This is a genomic window from Enterococcus sp. AZ079 (assembly GCF_050547255.1).
In the GTDB taxonomy this organism is placed as follows: Bacteria; Bacillota; Bacilli; order Lactobacillales; family Enterococcaceae; genus Enterococcus_D; species Enterococcus_D casseliflavus.
Window position 1 is genome coordinate 282,908 of sequence record NZ_CP172955.1, and the last position, 17,266, is coordinate 300,173.

Annotated in this window: 19 protein-coding genes and 1 tRNA gene; 11 read left to right on the top strand and 9 right to left on the bottom strand. The window is 43.9% G+C overall.

Annotated features, from left to right (window positions below):
• Positions 1-64: 64 nt before the first annotated feature.
• The 3 genes from IGJ15_RS01430 to IGJ15_RS01440 all read right to left on the bottom strand — a co-directional run bounded on the left by IGJ15_RS01430 (position 65) and on the right by IGJ15_RS01440 (position 3,734).
• Positions 65-736 carry a type 1 glutamine amidotransferase gene (locus IGJ15_RS01430; protein ID WP_005233555.1) on the bottom strand — a complete coding sequence of 224 codons (672 nt, stop codon included), beginning with the start codon at positions 734-736 and terminating at the stop codon, positions 65-67.
• On the bottom strand, positions 729-2,078 hold the full coding sequence (locus tag IGJ15_RS01435) for a MurT ligase domain-containing protein (RefSeq protein ID WP_430599243.1): 1,350 nt from the start codon (positions 2,076-2,078) through the stop codon (positions 729-731). The genes IGJ15_RS01430 and IGJ15_RS01435 overlap by 8 nt, the downstream gene beginning before the upstream one ends.
• 198 nt (positions 2,079-2,276) lie before the next feature.
• Positions 2,277-3,734 carry a TrkH family potassium uptake protein gene (locus tag IGJ15_RS01440; RefSeq protein WP_228074059.1) on the bottom strand — a complete coding sequence of 486 codons (1,458 nt, stop codon included), beginning with the start codon at positions 3,732-3,734 and terminating at the stop codon, positions 2,277-2,279.
• Between the two features lie 312 nt (positions 3,735-4,046).
• Between IGJ15_RS01440 and IGJ15_RS01445 the strand changes: the two genes are divergently transcribed.
• Positions 4,047-4,841, top strand: coding sequence for an HAD family hydrolase (locus tag IGJ15_RS01445; RefSeq protein ID WP_325167323.1), 795 nt, complete (start codon positions 4,047-4,049; stop codon positions 4,839-4,841).
• A gap of 148 nt (positions 4,842-4,989) precedes the next feature.
• Here the strand turns inward: IGJ15_RS01445 and IGJ15_RS01450 are convergent, their stop codons facing one another.
• Positions 4,990-6,054 (bottom strand): iron-containing alcohol dehydrogenase family protein, encoded by a 1,065-nt coding sequence (locus IGJ15_RS01450; RefSeq protein ID WP_142962454.1) that lies wholly within the window; start codon positions 6,052-6,054, stop codon positions 4,990-4,992.
• A gap of 162 nt (positions 6,055-6,216) precedes the next feature.
• Complete coding sequence (msrA, locus tag IGJ15_RS01455; RefSeq protein WP_010749071.1) at positions 6,217-6,735, bottom strand: peptide-methionine (S)-S-oxide reductase MsrA; 519 nt, start codon at positions 6,733-6,735, stop codon at positions 6,217-6,219.
• A 92-nt stretch (positions 6,736-6,827) separates the two neighbouring features.
• Here msrA and IGJ15_RS01460 point away from each other — a divergent pair, with 92 nt between their 5' ends.
• From IGJ15_RS01460 to upp, 9 genes are all read left to right on the top strand, one after another.
• Complete coding sequence (locus IGJ15_RS01460; RefSeq protein ID WP_010749072.1) at positions 6,828-7,349, top strand: AAA family ATPase; 522 nt, start codon at positions 6,828-6,830, stop codon at positions 7,347-7,349.
• Positions 7,350-7,351: 2 nt separating this feature from the next.
• The gene (locus IGJ15_RS01465; protein WP_010749073.1) at positions 7,352-7,777 is read left to right on the top strand and encodes a GNAT family N-acetyltransferase; all 426 of its coding nucleotides are present in this window, start codon (positions 7,352-7,354) and stop codon (positions 7,775-7,777) included.
• 65 nt (positions 7,778-7,842) lie between these two features.
• Positions 7,843-8,424: a GNAT family N-acetyltransferase gene (locus IGJ15_RS01470; RefSeq protein WP_010749074.1), complete on the top strand. Its 582-nt coding sequence runs from the start codon at positions 7,843-7,845 to the stop codon at positions 8,422-8,424.
• Between the two features lie 136 nt (positions 8,425-8,560).
• Positions 8,561-9,145: a thymidine kinase gene (locus tag IGJ15_RS01475; RefSeq protein ID WP_005227882.1), complete on the top strand. Its 585-nt coding sequence runs from the start codon at positions 8,561-8,563 to the stop codon at positions 9,143-9,145.
• 3 nt (positions 9,146-9,148) lie between these two features.
• On the top strand, positions 9,149-10,222 hold the full coding sequence (gene prfA / locus IGJ15_RS01480) for a peptide chain release factor 1 (protein WP_005227884.1): 1,074 nt from the start codon (positions 9,149-9,151) through the stop codon (positions 10,220-10,222).
• Positions 10,215-11,072: a peptide chain release factor N(5)-glutamine methyltransferase gene (gene prmC / locus IGJ15_RS01485; protein ID WP_010749075.1), complete on the top strand. Its 858-nt coding sequence runs from the start codon at positions 10,215-10,217 to the stop codon at positions 11,070-11,072. Before prfA ends, prmC begins: the two co-directional genes overlap by 8 nt.
• A 176-nt stretch (positions 11,073-11,248) precedes the next feature.
• Positions 11,249-12,277: an L-threonylcarbamoyladenylate synthase gene (locus tag IGJ15_RS01490; RefSeq protein ID WP_010749076.1), complete on the top strand. Its 1,029-nt coding sequence runs from the start codon at positions 11,249-11,251 to the stop codon at positions 12,275-12,277.
• Between the two features lie 81 nt (positions 12,278-12,358).
• Positions 12,359-13,603, top strand: a complete 1,245-nt coding sequence (gene glyA / locus IGJ15_RS01495) for a serine hydroxymethyltransferase (RefSeq protein ID WP_010749077.1) — start codon at positions 12,359-12,361, stop codon at positions 13,601-13,603.
• A 248-nt stretch (positions 13,604-13,851) separates the two neighbouring features.
• Complete coding sequence (upp, locus tag IGJ15_RS01500) at positions 13,852-14,481, top strand: uracil phosphoribosyltransferase (protein ID WP_005227894.1); 630 nt, start codon at positions 13,852-13,854, stop codon at positions 14,479-14,481.
• 174 nt (positions 14,482-14,655) lie between these two features.
• On the opposite strand, the gene IGJ15_RS01505 is transcribed toward upp, so the two are convergent.
• Complete coding sequence (locus IGJ15_RS01505) at positions 14,656-14,892, bottom strand: hypothetical protein (protein WP_005227896.1); 237 nt, start codon at positions 14,890-14,892, stop codon at positions 14,656-14,658.
• A 126-nt stretch (positions 14,893-15,018) separates the two neighbouring features.
• Here IGJ15_RS01505 and IGJ15_RS01510 point away from each other — a divergent pair.
• Positions 15,019-15,091 (top strand) — tRNA-Thr (locus tag IGJ15_RS01510).
• A gap of 102 nt (positions 15,092-15,193) precedes the next feature.
• Here IGJ15_RS01510 and IGJ15_RS01515 read toward each other — a convergent pair.
• From IGJ15_RS01515 to IGJ15_RS01525, 3 genes are read right to left on the bottom strand one after another with little or no spacing between them, the layout of a single operon-like run.
• The gene (locus IGJ15_RS01515) at positions 15,194-15,709 is read right to left on the bottom strand and encodes a YjbQ family protein (protein ID WP_005227898.1); all 516 of its coding nucleotides are present in this window, start codon (positions 15,707-15,709) and stop codon (positions 15,194-15,196) included.
• Positions 15,710-15,713: 4 nt separating this feature from the next.
• Positions 15,714-16,406 carry a triose-phosphate isomerase gene (locus tag IGJ15_RS01520; RefSeq protein ID WP_142962455.1) on the bottom strand — a complete coding sequence of 231 codons (693 nt, stop codon included), beginning with the start codon at positions 16,404-16,406 and terminating at the stop codon, positions 15,714-15,716.
• On the bottom strand, positions 16,406-17,254 hold the full coding sequence (locus IGJ15_RS01525; RefSeq protein ID WP_010749079.1) for a class II fructose-bisphosphate aldolase: 849 nt from the start codon (positions 17,252-17,254) through the stop codon (positions 16,406-16,408). The genes IGJ15_RS01520 and IGJ15_RS01525 overlap by 1 nt, the downstream gene beginning before the upstream one ends.
• Between the last annotated feature and the right edge of the window lie 12 nt (positions 17,255-17,266).

Below are 17,266 nucleotides of genomic sequence, written 5' to 3' on the forward strand. Positions count from 1 at the left end.
CGGGGAAATTTCCCATAAAAAAACAAACCTGTGAAACACAGGTTTGTTTGCTACGTACGTGTATTTAAATTTCGACGTTGCCATAACGATTGGCAAGGGCGGTGCGGATCAAGCGCTCTGCCAAATGCTCATTTCTTGCAAGGAGCGGTCCGTGGAAGTAAGAGCCGAACACATTGCGGTAAACCACGCCTTCGGTTTGGTCTTCGCCATTGTTTCCTTGTCCTTGGATGACTTTCCCCAATGGTTTTTCCCCTTTACCTAAGAAAGTACGGCCATTATGGTTTTCAAAGCCATAATAGGTCTCATCGAATTCTTCATTGTGGATCACGATGTCACCGATGAACCGGTTGTTTTCTTGGCTCAAGGTGTAATGATCCAAGGCGCCGATCCCCTTGATTTTCTCGCCGTTGGCACCGATGTAGTAATGACCCAGCAATTGATAGCCGCCGCAAATTGCCAGCATCACGCCATCATTTTCGATATAGCTTGTCAAGGCTTCTTTTTTTGATTGGATATCTTGTGAAACGATCACTTGTTCAAAATCTTGTCCGCCACCGAAGAAGACGAGATCATATTTTTCAGGATCGAAGGGCTCGTGAATGCTGACGACTTCTGCGTTGAAGGTCACGCCTAGTTTTTCGGCCACGTAGCGCAGCATCAGGAGATTGCCGTTGTCGCCATAAGTATTCAAAAGATTTCCATACAAGTGGGCAACATTCAGTTGATACTTAGTCACGACTCATTCCTCCTTTGATATAGCCTTTTTCCGCAAGCTTTTTGCGTAGCTGCAAGACTGCAGTGTAAGTCGCTAAAATATAGACTTTTTCTGTTGGTAAGTCTGCGATTTGCTTGATGACGTCATCAAGTTCAGGGGTTTCAATGATTTTTTTTTCAGGGATTCCCGCAACTTTTAGCCGCAACGCCATATCTTTGTGACGATCACCACCAGCGATCACTTGAGGAATTCCCATATCGGCAAACGCTTCATGGTCGCCATCCCAAATCCAGCTGACGTCGATCCCATCTGCGTAGTTGGCATTCAACAAGCTGACTAGCGAGAAAGGATAGGGCGACAGGCCGATCATATCGATGACTTGGTTCAAACCAACAGGGTTTTTAACTAAGACTAACGTACATTCTTTGTCCCCGATGCGGATCACTTCTTGGCGACCAAAGACTTTTTCGTCATAGGCCAAACCAGATTTGATTTTTGCAGGTGCTACGCCATAATATTCCGCAATCGCAGTTGCCGCCAGCGCATTGTAGACATTGTACATCCCACCAACTTCGATGCGATAGTCATTGCCATCGATCACAAAATCAGCAGAGGTGTTGTCCATTGCGGTCATTTTCGTCAGTTTATAATCCAATTCTGGACGATGGAAGCCACAATTTGGGCAGTAGTATTTTCCAAGGTTGGCATAGGTGATCATTTTGTAGTGCAAAATGTGATGACACTCAGGACACAACACGCCATCCGTATTGTAATGGGCCATCTGCTCTTCATCTGGCAAATGATCAAATCCATAGTATTTCCGCGGATTGACAGTTGCTACCGAATTGAACAGTGGCGAATCCCCATTGCAGAGGATCGTAGCTTCTGGTGAGTTTGCGGCACCTTCAACGATCATTTTATAGGTCGTATAGATCTCGCCATAACGGTCCATTTGATCGCGGAAAATATTAGTGAAAACGAACAATTCCGGTTTGATGTACTTCGTTACTTTGCTGAGACTGGCTTCATCGATTTCTAAAACCGCGAATTTTTTGCCTTTTTTAGGGCGTGCCGATAGAAAGGTTGAAACGATCCCTTGGACCATATTGGCGCCGGTGGGGTTCGTCAATACTTCATCAAATTCTTGGCGCAAAATATTGACAGTCAAGGCAGTCGTCAATGTTTTGCCGTTGGTGCCTGTGATCACGACGACTTGGTAATCTTTCGCCAAATGATCTAATATATGTGGATCAACTTTTAATGCTAATTTACCAGGCAGGCTTGAGCCGCCTTTGAAAAAGTTCTTTAATACCCATTGAGAGGTCTTACCGACTGAAACAGCCAGATGACTTCGTATTCCCATAATGTAACCCTCCATTAGAGCGAATGCTTTCATTGTGCAAATTCAATTTATCATACCATATACCAAGAAAAAGGTTAAATTGCTTTTGCGATTCTTTAAATTTCTGCAAAGACCATTCTGATAAATGGCTCTTTTACTTGCGATGATCAAAGGCTTGAAAAGCAAAACAGCAAACCTTCTGCCAGGTTTGCTGCTGCTTTAACCGATAATGATTTTTTCCGTTGGGTACTCGTAACCTAAGTCACGTGTTTCTTTTGGTACGAATAACATCAAAGTGTACAGCATACCGACACGGCCAATAAACATCAAAAGAGCAATCACGAGTTTGCCAATAGTTGATAAATCGCCCGTGATTCCTAAAGAAAGTCCTGTGGTTCCAAAGGCCGAGGAAACTTCAACAATGATGGCAATCAAAGGGATATCCTCGATGGCGGTCAAGAATAAGACACAAAAGAAGCACATGCCCATCGAAAGCATGAAGACTACCACCGATTTGCGGACGTCATCTTGATCGATGCGGCGACCAAAGATATTGATATTATCCTCACTTTTTAAGAAGGCATAGAGGTACAGCCCAATGATGGCAATGGTCGTCGTCCGAATCCCCCCACCAACAGAGCTGGGACTACAACCAATAAACATCAGCAAGGAGAAAACGATCAACGTCGTGGTTTGAAAGTTGCCTAAGTCATGGATCTGCAGGCCAGCATTCCGCGTTGTCATGGAATAAAACATGCTGTTCATCCACATACCGCTAAAGCTGTAATCTTTGAACAAATAATCTTTCTCAAGGAAAAAGATCGCTAATGTACCGCCGACAAAGAGGATCACGAAAGCCAAAACAGCAATTTTTGTGAATAATGAAAAGCGAAACGGCAAGCGGCGGCGTTGTTTTTTCATTTTAAAAAGAACCCATTCTCGAAAGTCCATGATCACTGGAAATCCGATCCCCCCGATAAAAATCAAAATCATGATACACGTCAGGAAGAAATAATCATGGGAAAACGGCAAGATGGAATTGCCCGTCACATCAAACCCTGAGTTGGTCACAGCAGAGATCGCTTGATAAAACCCATAAAAGATCGCATCTCGCCAATTGTCATAATAGCCGTAAAGATGAAAATAAACAGCGAAGATCGTACCTGCTACCAACTGACAAACTAAAATGATTGTAAACGTCGTTCGAATCATCCGAACGATCCCACTAAGCTTTGGCTGATTCATATCCGTCATGATCAACTGGCGCTGCTTTAAACTGATTTTGCGCCGTGAGACGATCGCAAAAAAGGTCGAGATCATCATGATCCCTAAACCGCCGACTTGAAAGAGGACTTCCAATAAGATGACCCCGTGGTCGTTAAACACGTCATTGATCGGGAAGGTAGTCAGCCCAGTGACACTGACCGTGCTGACCGCCATAAAGAACAGATCGATAAACGCGACATGAGAGCCGGGTTCTCGAAAGAAGGGGAGTGAAAAAAGCCCCAAAGAGACCACCGTCATCACGATATAATAAAAAACAATCACTTGGATTGAAGACACGTTCTGGGAAATAAACGTCTTGCTCCTGCGCTGCGTCAAGCGGGCAAAGCGGGTAAAGTTCATTACAAAAAACCCCTCACTAAATAAACTATCCCCAGTATACCAAAGAACCAAGTAGATTTGAAAGAAAGCAGGATAGAATTCATGGGAACAGAAATTGTGTAAGGAAAAGCTTTTGGAAAGGGCCGTTGGGTTAGAGGAAACGATCAGGCTGTGGTTCTTGCGGCAGCTTGATTGCTTAAGAAACTTAAAACTCGAAGCAAATCAGTAAGGATTTCGCGATTTCAGAAGAAAACGCTGGCAATTTATGAGAAGATAAAAGAAGAAAAAGATAGCAGCGACGATCCGCACGGAACAATAGCGAGAAAGCGAACAAAAAAAAGCGCATCAAATTTTTTGAAAATCGAGACGGAAATGGGGAGTATCATGAAGAACGTGAAAATTATTTTTTTCGATGTTGATGGCACACTGATCGATATGAGCAAAAAGCAAATCTCTGAAAGAATGTTAGCCACATTAAAAGCCTTGAAGAAGCAAGGGATCCTGTTGTGCATTGCGACTGGCAGAAGTCCCATCGCGTTGCCGCAATTTGAAGGCGTGACCTTCGATGCGTTTTTGACCTTTAACGGATCGTATTGTTTTAATCAAGCCGAGGGGATCTACCAAAACCCCATTCCTAAAAAAGATATTCAGCAAATCATTGAAAATGCCACGGCACTCAAGCGTCCAGTAGCGATCGCTACGAAGGACCGAACGGTTGCCAATGGCAAAGATGCTGATTTAGGTGAGTATTTTTCCTTTGCCCACCAAGAAGTGATCGTGGCAGAAGATTTTGATGAGGTGATCCAACAGCAAGACATTTTTCAAGTGATGCTAGGCTCAGGGAAAGAAGACTACGCCAAAGTGATGGCAAATACCACGGAGGCGAAAATCACCGCCTGGTGGGATCGCGCAGTCGATATTATTCCAGCCAGCAGTGGGAAAGGAAGCGGCATTGCCAAAATGCTGGCTTACTATGGCTTGGATAAATCTGAAGCCATTGCCTTTGGCGATGGCAACAATGACATTGAGATGCTGGAGGCAGTCGGCTGGGGTCTCGCAATGGCCAATGCTTCGGATGAGTTAAAAGCAATCGCCGATGAAGTGATCGGTCACGTAGCCGAGGAAGGCATTTATCATTACTGCTTAGAAAACGGGCTGCTGGGTGAAGTCGTGCAGTGATAGGCAATGCTTCAGTTGCTGTTGCCCGTTAAGAACATGCGCAGCCAGGATCGCTACTGCGTGTCTGTTTGATCAAATAAAAAAACTGTTTCCGAAGTGCATTAGAGAAACAGTTTTTTTTATATAGTTGTTTAGCAATGTGTAAGGTTTACAGCGCCTCCACTGCTTCGATCGCCTGATAGACTTTTTCGGGTGTGATCGCAGGATCGATCAAAATAAAGGTTTCTTCTTCTTTGACAGCATAGGTCAGAACCGAGGCGAAGTAATCCCGATCAAGGCGTGTCACGTGGAGATCCTTCAGCTTCATTGGCAAGTGCAAAGCTTCGTAAAATGGCCGTAATTCTTCAATCACATCAAAATTATTGGTATAGGCAAGCTGGACCCAAATGCAGTAGGCGACTTTATTGCCGTGCAAGACACTATGAGTCTCACTCAAATAAGACAAGCCGTCATGCAACGCATGCGCACCAGACGTGCGGCCAAATTCGACTGCAAAACCACCAACTTCGCCTGCCAAAGCAATGATCGCATCGGTGATGCGGGCAAAGGCGGGGGTCAGCTGCCCGACTTCTAGGTCTTTGACAGCTTGGATCGCATCGGCAATCAACAAGTCTTTGATCAAAAGAGCGCTTTGGAAACCTAGCCGTACTAAGGCAGTCTTGTCGTCTTCTGCCATGTTGCGGACGATGGCTTCCATTTCATAATATTTGGCTAACGTATCAGCGATCCCAGCGATAAAGTAATCAACGGGTGTGGCTAGTAAAAAACGGGTGTCGACGATCGTCATGTAGGCACCTTTTTTGGCATAGTCGATTTTACAAATCGTATGATCAGGGTAATAGGCGACGATCACCGGGGTGAAGGGTGCACAGTTGGAAACCAATGTAGGGATCACGATCAATTCTGCGCCAAGGGTTTGGGCGGTGATTTTTGCTGTATCAGCGACCTTGCCGCCGCCGATTGCCACCACGGCATCCGCTTGCTGGATCGCTTCAGCTAAGGCTTGCGCATTTTCATAACTCGATGATCCATCGTAGCGGTAGATCGGGTAGTCAAATGAATGGGGGTAATAGGCTGAAAACACATCGAATGACTGCTCCCCAGTGATCACAGCAACTTCTTGGAACTCACTTAAATACTCTGGCAAATCAGCTAAGACCCCATCGCCAGTAATATATCGATTAGGACCTGGACGGACTTCATTGGCTAACATCAAACAAACACTCCTTTATAATCGTCAGAATTTTCTAATCAGTGTATCGCGAAAATGCCCTGATTGTCAATTTCCTTTTGGCAAAAGAAACAGAAAACAGCCGATCTGCCTTGGGAGCAAATCGGCTGTTAATGATAAATCGGGAGGCATGCTCCAAAAATGTTAGGCCCAGTTTTGGCGAATAAAGCCAGCTCGACCGGAGCCTTCGCTATAAGCATTGTAATGGGCTGCATTTTTCTTGTAAAAATCTTGATGGTAGTCTTCTGCAGGATAAAAAGGTTCTGCTGGTTCGATCTTCGTTACGATCGGACGGTCAAAGCGGCCGCTAGCTTGCAACTGCGCCTTTGAATTTTCCGCAACCGCTTTTTGTTCTTCACTATTGTAAAAAATCACTGGACGATAGGAATCACCACGGTCGGCAAACTGACCAAACGCATCCGTGGGGTCTGTCTGCTGCCAATAGATGGCAACCAATTCTTCATAAGAGATGACCTCAGGATCAAAGGTGATCTCAACTGCTTCGGTGTGACCGGTGGTTCCTGTCGTTACTTGTTGGTAGGTTGGGTTAGGCACATGGCCGCCAGTAAAGCCAGAAACCACTTTGAGGATGCCTGGCTGCGAGTCAAAAGGTTTCACCATGCACCAAAAACAACCGCCAGCAAAAATTGCCGTATCTTTCATAGGTATTCCTCCTTTGCTTCTATGGTATGCTTCTAGTAGAGAAAAACAAGAGATATGCTTAGAAAACAGGGCAATGAAGAAAGGAAGTTTGCATGGAAAGTATTTTGATTTTACTTCGAGGTAATTCTGGCAGCGGCAAAACCACTATTGCCAGAGCTGTTCAACACATTTTCGGTGAGAAAGCAGTGTTGATTTCACAAGATGTTTTTCGCAGAGAAATTTTTTGTGTCAAAGATAGCCCCAATAATTTAGCAATCGGTTTGATGAAAGAAGCCGTCTTGTATGCGAAGGGGAAAGTGCCATTGGTACTTGTTAAAGGAATTTATTCTCGTGAAAAATACCAAGACTTTCTCGACTTTCTGATTCAACTCTTTCCCGAAAGTAATCTCGTTTATTATTTTGATCTTTCTTTTGAGGAAACGGTCAAAAGACATCAGACCCGAATGCAGCGAGACCATTTTTCCGAGGAGAACATGCGTGAATGGTGGCTTGAGCGTGACTTGCTTTTCCCGCAGGAGTCTTTAAAGGAAAGGCTGATTAAAGAAGGGCAAACGATAGCAGAAACGGTCAATCATATCATGGCTGACTATGAAGAAATAAGAAGGCGGGATTGACTGTGGCGCTAATCATTGAACAAGGAAACGAGCAAGAATTGGCTGCTTTAGAATCAGCGTTAACAGCGTATACAAAGCACCAAAAACCATTTACGCAAACAGAAACCTATCAGAGCTTCAGTTGTGTAATCAAAAAAGAGGGGATGGTGATTGCTGGTGGCATTGCCTATGCCTCGATGTATCACATCGGTTATCTTGACACCCTGTGGGTCAAAGCATCCGAGCGGGGGAAAGGGTATGGTAAGCAGATTCTTACTGCTCTTGAACAGCAGCTGAAAGCATTTGGCTGTGAAAATTGTCAGACGGCGACCTTTGATTTTCAAGCGCCTGATTTTTATCAGCGATTGGGCTATGATGAAATTGGGAGAATCGCCCATACGCAAAATCAGCTAACAGAAATTTTTCTAGTAAAGAAATTACATGATTGATTCCAAATTAATTCTCAAATAAACCTTTGAACAAGGAAAAAACCAATGAAAGAGAGGCACAACCAATGTTAGATAAATCAATTCCATATGCAGAAATCTGGATGAAGCGAGCGCACAAAAGCACACCGATCCAGCCTGTTCAATCCGATAACTATTCATTACGCAGCTACCAAGCAGGAGACGAAAGGCACTGGGCACGGATTGAAACATCCGTCGGAGAGTTTGACAATGAGGCCGAGGCATTGGCGTATTTTGAAAAAGAATTTATGCCTGAGCAAGCACAGCTAGGACAGCGAATGTTTTTTGCCCTTGATCAATCAGGTACACCGGTCGGTACGGCTACCGCTTGGAAAAAAGCCAAGCAAGATGGCACACCGGTTCCACTAGTCCATTGGGTAGCAGTAATGCCGCAAGCTCAACGTCAAGGGATCGCTCGCGGCTTGGTCACGCAAGTCGTTTCTGTCTTGGAGGCAGCCAACGAACCGATGTATCTTCATACGCAAACCTGGAGCCACGCAGCAATCACGCTGTATCAGCAGCTTGGTTTTGTGATCATTGCAACGGATATCAATGGGAATGAAAATCCAGAATATTCGCTGGCTTGTCAAGTATTGGCAAAAGTTGCTCAAAAAGCCAGAAACGAGTAAGAGATGGCGGCGGCAAAAAATCCGTTAATTTTTCGTAAAACTCTTGCGTAAAAGGCGGCAGGTGTCGAATTTAAGTCTGTAAAAATTCTCCTTTTTCAAGTATAATACCAAAGGAGTATGAGGAAGGATGGGCGAGATGGCACAGCTTTTTTTTAAATATGGCGCAATGAATAGTGGGAAAACGATCGAGATATTGAAAGTTGCTCACAACTATGAAGAACAAGACAAACCAGTCGTGATCATGACAAGTGGATTGGACACCAGAAGCGGTGTGGGAAATGTTTCGAGCCGCATCGGCTTAGAACGAGACGCGATCCCGATTTTTGATGAAACGGATCTGTTCCATTTGATCAAAGACCTCGGTTACAAACCTTATTGTATTTTGATCGACGAAGCACAGTTCCTAAAGAAGCATCACGTGCTGGCTTTCACCAAAATCGTGGACGAGTTAGGTATCCCTGTGATGGCCTTTGGTTTGAAAAATGATTTCCGCAATGAATTATTTGAAGGCTCAAAATACTTGTTGCTTTACGCAGATAAAATCGAAGAGATGAAAACCATCTGCTGGTTCTGTCATAAAAAAGCAACCATGAACTTGCACTATATCGACGGAAAACCCGTTTACGAGGGCGACCAAGTACAAATCGGCGGTAACGAAGCGTATTATCCTGTTTGCCGCAAACATTACTTTCACCCGGGAATGAAAAAAGAAGGAGAATAATCAATGTACGATCAGTTACAAGCAATCGAAGACCGTTACGAAGAATTAGGCGAATTACTAAGTGATCCAGCCGTGATCTCTGACACCAAACGCTTCATGCAGCTTTCAAAAGAAGAAGCCAATACACGGGAAACGGTGGAAGTCTACCGTCGTTACAAAGAAGTTGTTGAGGGAATCAAGGATACCGAAGAAATGCTTGGGGAAAACCTTGATGCGGAAATGGCAGAGATGGCCAAAGAAGAACTCTCTGACTTGAAAAAAGAAAAAGATGTTTTAGAAGAACGCATCAAAATCTTGTTATTGCCAAAAGATCCGAATGATGACAAAAACATCATCATGGAGATCCGTGGTGCAGCAGGCGGCGATGAAGCAGCCTTATTTGCTGGCGATCTTTTCAATATGTATCAAAAATATGCGGAAAACCAAGGCTGGAAAGTCGAAGTCATGGATGCCAACGTCACTGGGATCGGTGGGTACAAAGAAGTCATCATGATGATCACTGGCGACAACGTCTTTTCAAAATTGAAATATGAGAGCGGCGCCCACCGAGTGCAGCGGGTACCGTCTACCGAATCACAAGGCCGAATCCATACGTCTACGGCAACGGTCGTGGTTATGCCCGAAGCTGAAGAAGTCGAAATCGATATCGCAGACAAAGATATTCGGACCGATATTTACCATGCCTCTGGTGCTGGTGGTCAGCACGTCAACAAAACAGCTTCTGCTGTTCGTCTGACGCACTTGCCAACAGGGATCGCTGTTGCGATGCAAGATGAGCGTTCACAGCTGAAAAACCGTGAGAAAGCGATGAAAGTCTTGCGGGCACGGGTCTATGACCAAATGCAGCAAGAAGCACAAAGTGAATACGATGCAAACCGTAAATCAGCAGTGGGTACCGGCGATCGTTCTGAACGGATTCGCACCTATAACTTCCCGCAAAACCGCGTAACAGATCACCGTATCGGGTTGACTATTCAAAAATTGGATCAAATTTTAGCTGGAAAACTCGATGAAATTGTTGATGCACTGATCGTTTACGATCAAACATCAAAATTAGATGAGATGCAAAATGGCTAAAACCTATCGAGAAGTCCTTTCACGGGCTTCTTCTTTTTTAGAAACGAAAGGGCTGGACGGGTATGCGATCCAATACCTGTTTTTACAGCGAAAAAACTGGCAGCAACTCGATTGGCTGCTGCAGATGGACCAACCCATCTTAAGGGAAGATGAGGCACAGATCGCAGCAGATCTTGAACAGCTGTTGCAGCATGAACCACCGCAATATTTATTAGGGTATGAAGAATTTTATGGGCATCGCTTAAAAGTGACCCCTGCAACCTTGATCCCGCGTCCAGAAACCGAAGAGCTGGTGGAAAAGTGTTTGGCAAAATTACCAGCAGATCAGCCGCTGCGAGTCGTAGACATCGGCACAGGTACTGGAGCGATCGCCATTGCCTTGAAATTAGCACGTCCCCAGTGGGCCGTGAGTGCCGTGGATCTTTCAGCAGAGGCATTAGCCGTTGCTAAAGAAAATGCGGCAGCCTTAGGCGCGGAGATTCGCTTTTTCCAAGGAGATACCTTAGAGCCCGTGGCAGATCAGCAATGGGATCTGATCGTTTCCAACCCACCGTATATCAGCGCTGAAGAGTGGCCGCTGATGGATATCAGCGTAAGAGAAAAAGAGCCTAAAATGGCGCTTTTTGCACAAGAACAAGGATTGGCGATCTATAAGCAATTGGCACAGCAAGCACCGAATTGTTTGGCGCCTAACGGGCAAATGGCGCTAGAAATCGGCTTTCAGCAAGGATTAGCTGTTCAACAGCTTTTTGCAGCCGCTTTTCCCAACAAAGAAGTCACTGTAGTAAAAGATCTTGCGGGTCAAGACCGGATGGTGTTCGTCAGTCATCCACAAGAAGTGGATAAATAAATTTTTTTTGCTACAGAAAAATTGCAAAAACCTTATGAAATGAACGACTTCTAAATAAACCGAGTTATAAACAGGGTTATCCACACTTGACAAACGACTTATCCACAAAATGTGGAAAAGAAACGAGAAAATGTTGATAAGTGTGGAAACTTCTCAAAAAAGGATGTGGATAAATTGTGGAAACAAAAATTTTTGATCAAACACAGTTGAACGAAGCAGCAGCTATTTTAGCTGAGGGGGGATTGGTGGCGTTCCCGACGGAAACCGTCTATGGACTAGGGGCTAGCGCGCTTTTGCCCACGGCTGTTGCGCAAGTATATCAAGTCAAAGGGCGACCTAGTGACAACCCTTTGATCGTTCATATTGCCGAGCCAGAGCAGTTGGAACCGTTTGTGGATAACAAGCATCCTTTTGCTGATAAATTGATGGAAACTTTCTGGCCTGGGCCCTTAACCTTGATCTTTTCGATCAAAAAAGACAGTTTACCTAGCATTGTTACTGGCGGCTTATCCACAGCGGCGTTTCGGATGCCAAACAACACCAAGACGTTAGCGTTGATCAAAAAAGCCCAACAGCCATTGGTTGGCCCTAGCGCGAATACTTCTGGTAAACCAAGCCCAACATCAGCTGCGCATGTTCAGCATGATCTGGCAGGCAAAATCGCTGGCATCTTGGATGATGGGGTGACGCAGATCGGTGTCGAATCAACGGTCTTAGATTTGAGTGACCCAACGGCGCCGCCGATCATCTTACGTCCTGGTGCGATCTCTAAAGAACAGCTTGAAGCAGTTTTACAAACAAAAGTCCTCGTCGATCAGCACTTAGTAACAGAAAGTGAAGCACCCAAAGCGCCGGGCATGAAATACAAGCACTATGCACCGAATACCAACGTCATGATGGTCAATGACCAAGATTGGCCGGCAGCCATGGCTTGGGCAAAAGAACAGCAGTTTAAGGTAGGGGTTTTAGCTGGACCAACGATCGCCGAGCAAGTCCGCTTTGAAGCTGCAGCCATCTATTTATTTTTTGATGACAGTGTGGAAGCCGCGACAAAAGGGCTGTTTGCTGGTTTACGGGCGTTAGATGAATCGATTGCTGAGTTAGATGTCTTATTTGCACCCACGTTTCCAGAAAGCGGCTTAGGGGCTGCTTATATGAATCGGTTGAAAAAAGCTGCAAATCAAAGTTTCTTTCAAGAAAATTAGCAAAAAACCAGAATTCATTATAGGTAGCTTATGAAGAAATGTGATACAATGCTACCATTAAGGTAAAGGGGTGTTGTAAGCATGGATTATCAAACGTTTGATCCCGAATTGTGGCAAGCGATCGAAAAAGAAACGAATCGTCAACAAAACAATTTGGAATTGATTGCGTCTGAAAATATCGTTTCAGAAGGTGTAATGGCTGCGCAAGGTAGTATTTTGACAAATAAATACGCTGAGGGTTATCCAGGTCGTCGTTACTATGGCGGTTGTGAATTTGTTGATGTGGTAGAAAACTTAGCAATTGAACGGGCGAAAAGTATTTTCGGTGCGGCATATGCCAATGTTCAACCGCATTCTGGTTCTCAAGCCAACACAGCAGCTTATTTAGCGTTGATCGAAACAGGCGATACAGTATTAGGGATGGATCTTTCCGCAGGCGGTCATTTGACTCATGGCTCACCAGTGAATTTCAGCGGCAAGACCTATAATTTTGTTAGTTATGGTGTTGATCCTGCAACAGAAGTCATAGACTACAATGTCGTTCGTATTTTGGCGCGTAAGCATCAACCGAAACTGATCGTTGCTGGTGCCAGTGCTTACTCACGTACGATCGATTTTGCGAAGTTCCGTGAAATCGCTGATGAAGTTGGCGCAAAATTGATGGTGGATATGGCGCATATCGCTGGTTTAGTAGCGGCTGGTCTTCATCCAAACCCAGTTCCTTATGCGGACATCACGACTTCTACGACCCATAAAACATTACGCGGCCCTCGAGGCGGCTTGATTTTAACAAATGATGAAGACTTAGCGAAAAAAATCAATAGTGCCGTTTTCCCTGGTATCCAAGGCGGCCCATTAGAGCACGTGATCGCAGCGAAAGCTGTTGCTTTTAAAGAAGCACAAGATGAGTCGTTCAAAGAGTACTCTGAGCAAGTCATCCGCAATGCACAAGCAATGGCGAAAGTCTTCAACCAAGCACCACAAGCCCGCTTGGTCTCTGGTGCAACAGACAATCACCTATTATTGATCGATGTGCGCGGCTTTGATTTGAACGGCAAAGAAGCAGAAGTTTTGCTGGATCAAGTCAATATCACCGTCAATAAAAACTCGATTCCTTTCGAATCATTAAGTCCTTTCAAAACGAGTGGAATTCGCGTGGGGACACCAGCGATCACTAGTCGCGGCTTTAAAGAAGAAGATTGTGTCGAAGTGGCGAAATTGATCGTCAAAGTTTTAGAAAAACCAAATGATGAAGCCGTTTTGGCAGAAGTAGCGGCGCAAGTCAAAGAATTGACGGACAACTATCCACTTTATAAAAATAAATAAAAGGGGACTGTGACAGAAGTTAAGGTCAGACAAGACGTCTCACGCTTTTTTCCTGCGCTACAGCTCTTTGATCACCGAAAGTGAAAAAGGGGCTAGAATGAACGCAGAGGCGTGTTTCATGCCGTCTTGTCTCCTTCCTTCTAACGCAATCCTTTTTTTGAGGAAAAGCAGTATTGCCTGTGGCAGATGGTTGTAACAAGAGCCGATTTGCTTTAAAATAAGAGAAAAACCAAAGGAGATTTTTTTAAATGGGTAAATTTCAAGTAATCGATCACCCGCTGATCCAACACAAATTAACAATGATCCGCGACAAGAACTGTGGAACAAAGGTTTTCCGTGAAGTTGTTAATGAAATCGCAATGTTGATGGCGTATGAAGTGTCTCGCGACATGCCGCTTGAAGATCTAGTGATTGAAACACCAATTGAAGAATCAACACAAAAAACACTATCTGGTAAAAAGGTAGCGATCATTCCGATCCTGCGTGCAGGTCTAGGCATGGTTGATGGTATCCTTGAATTGATCCCAGCCGCAAAAGTTGGCCATATCGGGATGTACCGTGATGAAGAAACGCTAGAACCACACGAATACTTCGTAAAATTACCTGAAGATATCGATGAACGTCAATTATTTATCGTTGACCCAATGTTAGCTACGGGCGGTTCAGCGATCATGGCGATCGACGCACTGAAAAAACGCGGCGCTTCAAACATGAAATTCGTCTGCTTAGTTGCAGCACCAGAAGGCGTGAAAGCATTGCAAGATGCCCATCCAGATGTTGACATCTATACTGCAAATCTTGATGAACGCCTAAATGAACACGGCTATATCGTTCCTGGTTTGGGCGATGCCGGTGACCGTCTATTCGGTACAAAATAAATCAATACAAATAAGACAAAGGCAACTGAAGTTTTGCCTCGTCAATGATGCCATGGAAGAAGATCGACAGCCAAAACGGTTCGATCTTCTTCCATGGCTTTTTTTGAGCTTTTCATAAAATCAGACAATGAAAAAAGGAGAAAATCAACTGATTTTCTCCTTGCATTAAACGGGTTATAGTTTGGTTAATTGTTTGTAATTGATGATCAATACACCATTACTTTGCGAAACTAATTTCTGGTTTTCTGGGGTTTCGTTCAGCTCGACCACCGCAGAGTTTTTCAACTGCTTTGTGATGGTACCAGTTTGTTTCTTCCCATGGAACGTGAACATGACAGGAGTAGCGACCTCAAACGTTGAACCTTCTTGTGACGGGACAATTGTTGTTTCGAATTTACCAAATGTTGCCATGTAAAAACCTCCTTGATACTTCTATTATATCACAATTTTCGGAAAATTTCAGTAAGTAGATTTTTTTCAGCAGACCTCTTTACAAAACAACCGTTTTTGCATATAATTTTCTTTGTGCCATACAACGCCAGCTTAGCTCAGTTGGTAGAGCAACGCACTCGTAACGCGTAGGTCACAGGTTCGAATCCTGCAGCTGGCATAAGAAATGAAAAACCATGAATCTTCTTTTAGAGGATTCATGGTTTTTCTTTTGCATGCGATAAGTAATCTCAATTTTTCCTGGTTTACCCGGTAACTGTTTTTATTCGCCCATTAGCATTACATGGCATGTCCTATTTCGCACACGATTTTGATCGAAATCAACAAAATAGATATAGCCTACGGAACCGATCTCTAGCTTGCCGTTACTTAAAATAAAACTTTCGCTTGCACCGAAAAAACTCGAGCGAATATGTGCATCGCCGTTTAAAATCGTTGCTGGATCTGTTGGGTAGTTTGGATCGTCCAGACTCATCAAAAATTCTAAATGCTTTGGTCCAGGATAACGGTAATCGGTATTTTCTGATAACTCACGAGGAATAATCTTATCGAGAATTCGGTTTAAATCAACTTGAAGAAATTCATCTCCGTTAAAGTCTGTATCATGCATGTATTCTTCAAAGATAACCGAACAGGTCGTATGAGGAGACTGTACGAGACAGATTCCATTTGAAATTCCACTTTTTTCAACCATCGTTTTCACTTCTTCTGTGATGTTGTGGTAAGACACTCGATTCCCGTTAGAAGTTAACGTCAGTTGCTCTTTTAAAAATTTCACAGTGTTAATCCTCCTTTTTATACTTCACCGCTTGTTTGATCATTTCTGTAAGGGTTTGAACTGGATCTTCTGCTTGCACAATGCCGCTTGTCCCACCAGTGCCATCAGCCCCTGACGACAAAGCTTTTTCAACATCGGCAGCACTAGATATACCAGCTGCCTGCAGAATTAGGATTTCTGGATCAATTTCACGAACAACACGATTTGTTTCCGTCATGTATTGAAGATCACTGGTTTGTCCTGTCCCAATTAGTTCTGTTGGCTCGCAAACCATCACATCGGGTTTTAGGGAAGCTGCGGCTCTTGCTTCAGTCAATGAATTCGCACAAACAATTGTTAAAATACCCAATTCATTTGAGCGTTGCATCGCTTTAGTCAGTTCTTGCAATGTCATGGGGTGTTCAGCATGGTTTAAAAAGGTAGCTTCAGCTCCGGCTTCTGCCACTGCTTCGGGTAAAACATAGCCCATTCCACGACCAATTTCGATTCCGTCTAAATGTTGGACAGTGACGAATAAATGTGTTGTTGCCTGTTTAATTAAAGAAACGTCTGCATGCTGAACAGTAAATAGAATGTCGATGTCATACAAAGATGACAACTCATCAGCAGCTTTTGCCAATGCCAATGCTTGTTTTCCATAAAGATAGGCTTTGGGATTGATGACAAAGAATGGCGTTCTTAAAGTTCTTTTTTTCATTAGCTTTCTCCTTCACGATAAGGTTTGGTATGAAAGACTGTAAAATAGTGCTCGAGTGTCTTGGACATTCCATTGCTTGCTGAGTGAAGTAGATCGAAATAGTCATTTGGTTGATTTTTGTGAATTTCATTCATAGCAGCAGTGACGAAGTCCGTAAAAATATTTATTTTACGGATACCTTCTAAGGCACATTTTTCAAGGTTTTCATCGCCAGAAGAGGATCCGCCATGCAGAACAAGAGGAACATTGACGGCATGGTGAATTTCATTTAAAACGTCAAAATTTATTTTGGGTATCCCTTGATAATGTCCGTGAGAGGTGCCAATAGAAACTGCCAACGAATCAACACCGGTTAATTTGGCAAATGCAACAGCCTCAGAAGGTTCTGTGTAAATAGATTGACTATTTACGGCTGATTCCAGACTGTTTTCCGACCCAACGTGCCCGATTTCCGCTTCAACAACGACACCATTTTTATGAGCGTAATCGGCGATCTCCTTTGACCGACGGACATTTTCTTCGAATGACTCCTCAGAAGCGTCGATCATTACGGAAGTAAAACCTAAATGAATGGCTCTTTTGATGTCCTCTTCATCGGTACCGTGATCTAAGTGCAAAGCGATAGGTGTAGTGCTTTTTTTTGCTAAAAATTTTCCAATCATGGCAGCCTCTTCTAAAGTCAACATGTTCACATGAGATTGAGCGAAGGCCAATATCAAAGGTTTGTTCAAACTTTCAGCAGTTTCCGCGTATGTTCTTGCACTAGTTAAGTCGAAAAAATTTGCTGCGGGTAATGCATAATTGTGTTTTTCTGCATGTGCGAATAGTTCTTTTGTTGTGACCAACATAGGGCATTCTCC

What these genes read in the sequence shown, in the direction of transcription:
- IGJ15_RS01435 (WP_430599243.1), bottom strand. Translation starts at nt 2,078, where the DNA reads ATGGGAATACGAAGTCATCTGGCTGTTTCAGTCGGTAAGACCTCTCAA.
- IGJ15_RS01445 (WP_325167323.1), top strand. Translation starts at nt 4,047, where the DNA reads ATGAAGAACGTGAAAATTATTTTTTTCGATGTTGATGGCACACTGATC.
- IGJ15_RS01450 (WP_142962454.1), bottom strand. Translation starts at nt 6,054, where the DNA reads ATGTTAGCCAATGAAGTCCGTCCAGGTCCTAATCGATATATTACTGGC.
- msrA (WP_010749071.1), bottom strand. Translation starts at nt 6,735, where the DNA reads ATGAAAGATACGGCAATTTTTGCTGGCGGTTGTTTTTGGTGCATGGTG.
- IGJ15_RS01460 (WP_010749072.1), top strand. Translation starts at nt 6,828, where the DNA reads ATGGAAAGTATTTTGATTTTACTTCGAGGTAATTCTGGCAGCGGCAAA.
- IGJ15_RS01470 (WP_010749074.1), top strand. Translation starts at nt 7,843, where the DNA reads ATGTTAGATAAATCAATTCCATATGCAGAAATCTGGATGAAGCGAGCG.
- IGJ15_RS01475 (WP_005227882.1), top strand. Translation starts at nt 8,561, where the DNA reads ATGGCACAGCTTTTTTTTAAATATGGCGCAATGAATAGTGGGAAAACG.
- prfA (WP_005227884.1), top strand. Translation starts at nt 9,149, where the DNA reads ATGTACGATCAGTTACAAGCAATCGAAGACCGTTACGAAGAATTAGGC.
- prmC (WP_010749075.1), top strand. Translation starts at nt 10,215, where the DNA reads ATGGCTAAAACCTATCGAGAAGTCCTTTCACGGGCTTCTTCTTTTTTA.
- glyA (WP_010749077.1), top strand. Translation starts at nt 12,359, where the DNA reads ATGGATTATCAAACGTTTGATCCCGAATTGTGGCAAGCGATCGAAAAA.
- upp (WP_005227894.1), top strand. Translation starts at nt 13,852, where the DNA reads ATGGGTAAATTTCAAGTAATCGATCACCCGCTGATCCAACACAAATTA.
- IGJ15_RS01505 (WP_005227896.1), bottom strand. Translation starts at nt 14,892, where the DNA reads ATGGCAACATTTGGTAAATTCGAAACAACAATTGTCCCGTCACAAGAA.
- IGJ15_RS01520 (WP_142962455.1), bottom strand. Translation starts at nt 16,406, where the DNA reads ATGAAAAAAAGAACTTTAAGAACGCCATTCTTTGTCATCAATCCCAAA.
- IGJ15_RS01525 (WP_010749079.1), bottom strand. Translation starts at nt 17,254, where the DNA reads ATGTTGGTCACAACAAAAGAACTATTCGCACATGCAGAAAAACACAAT.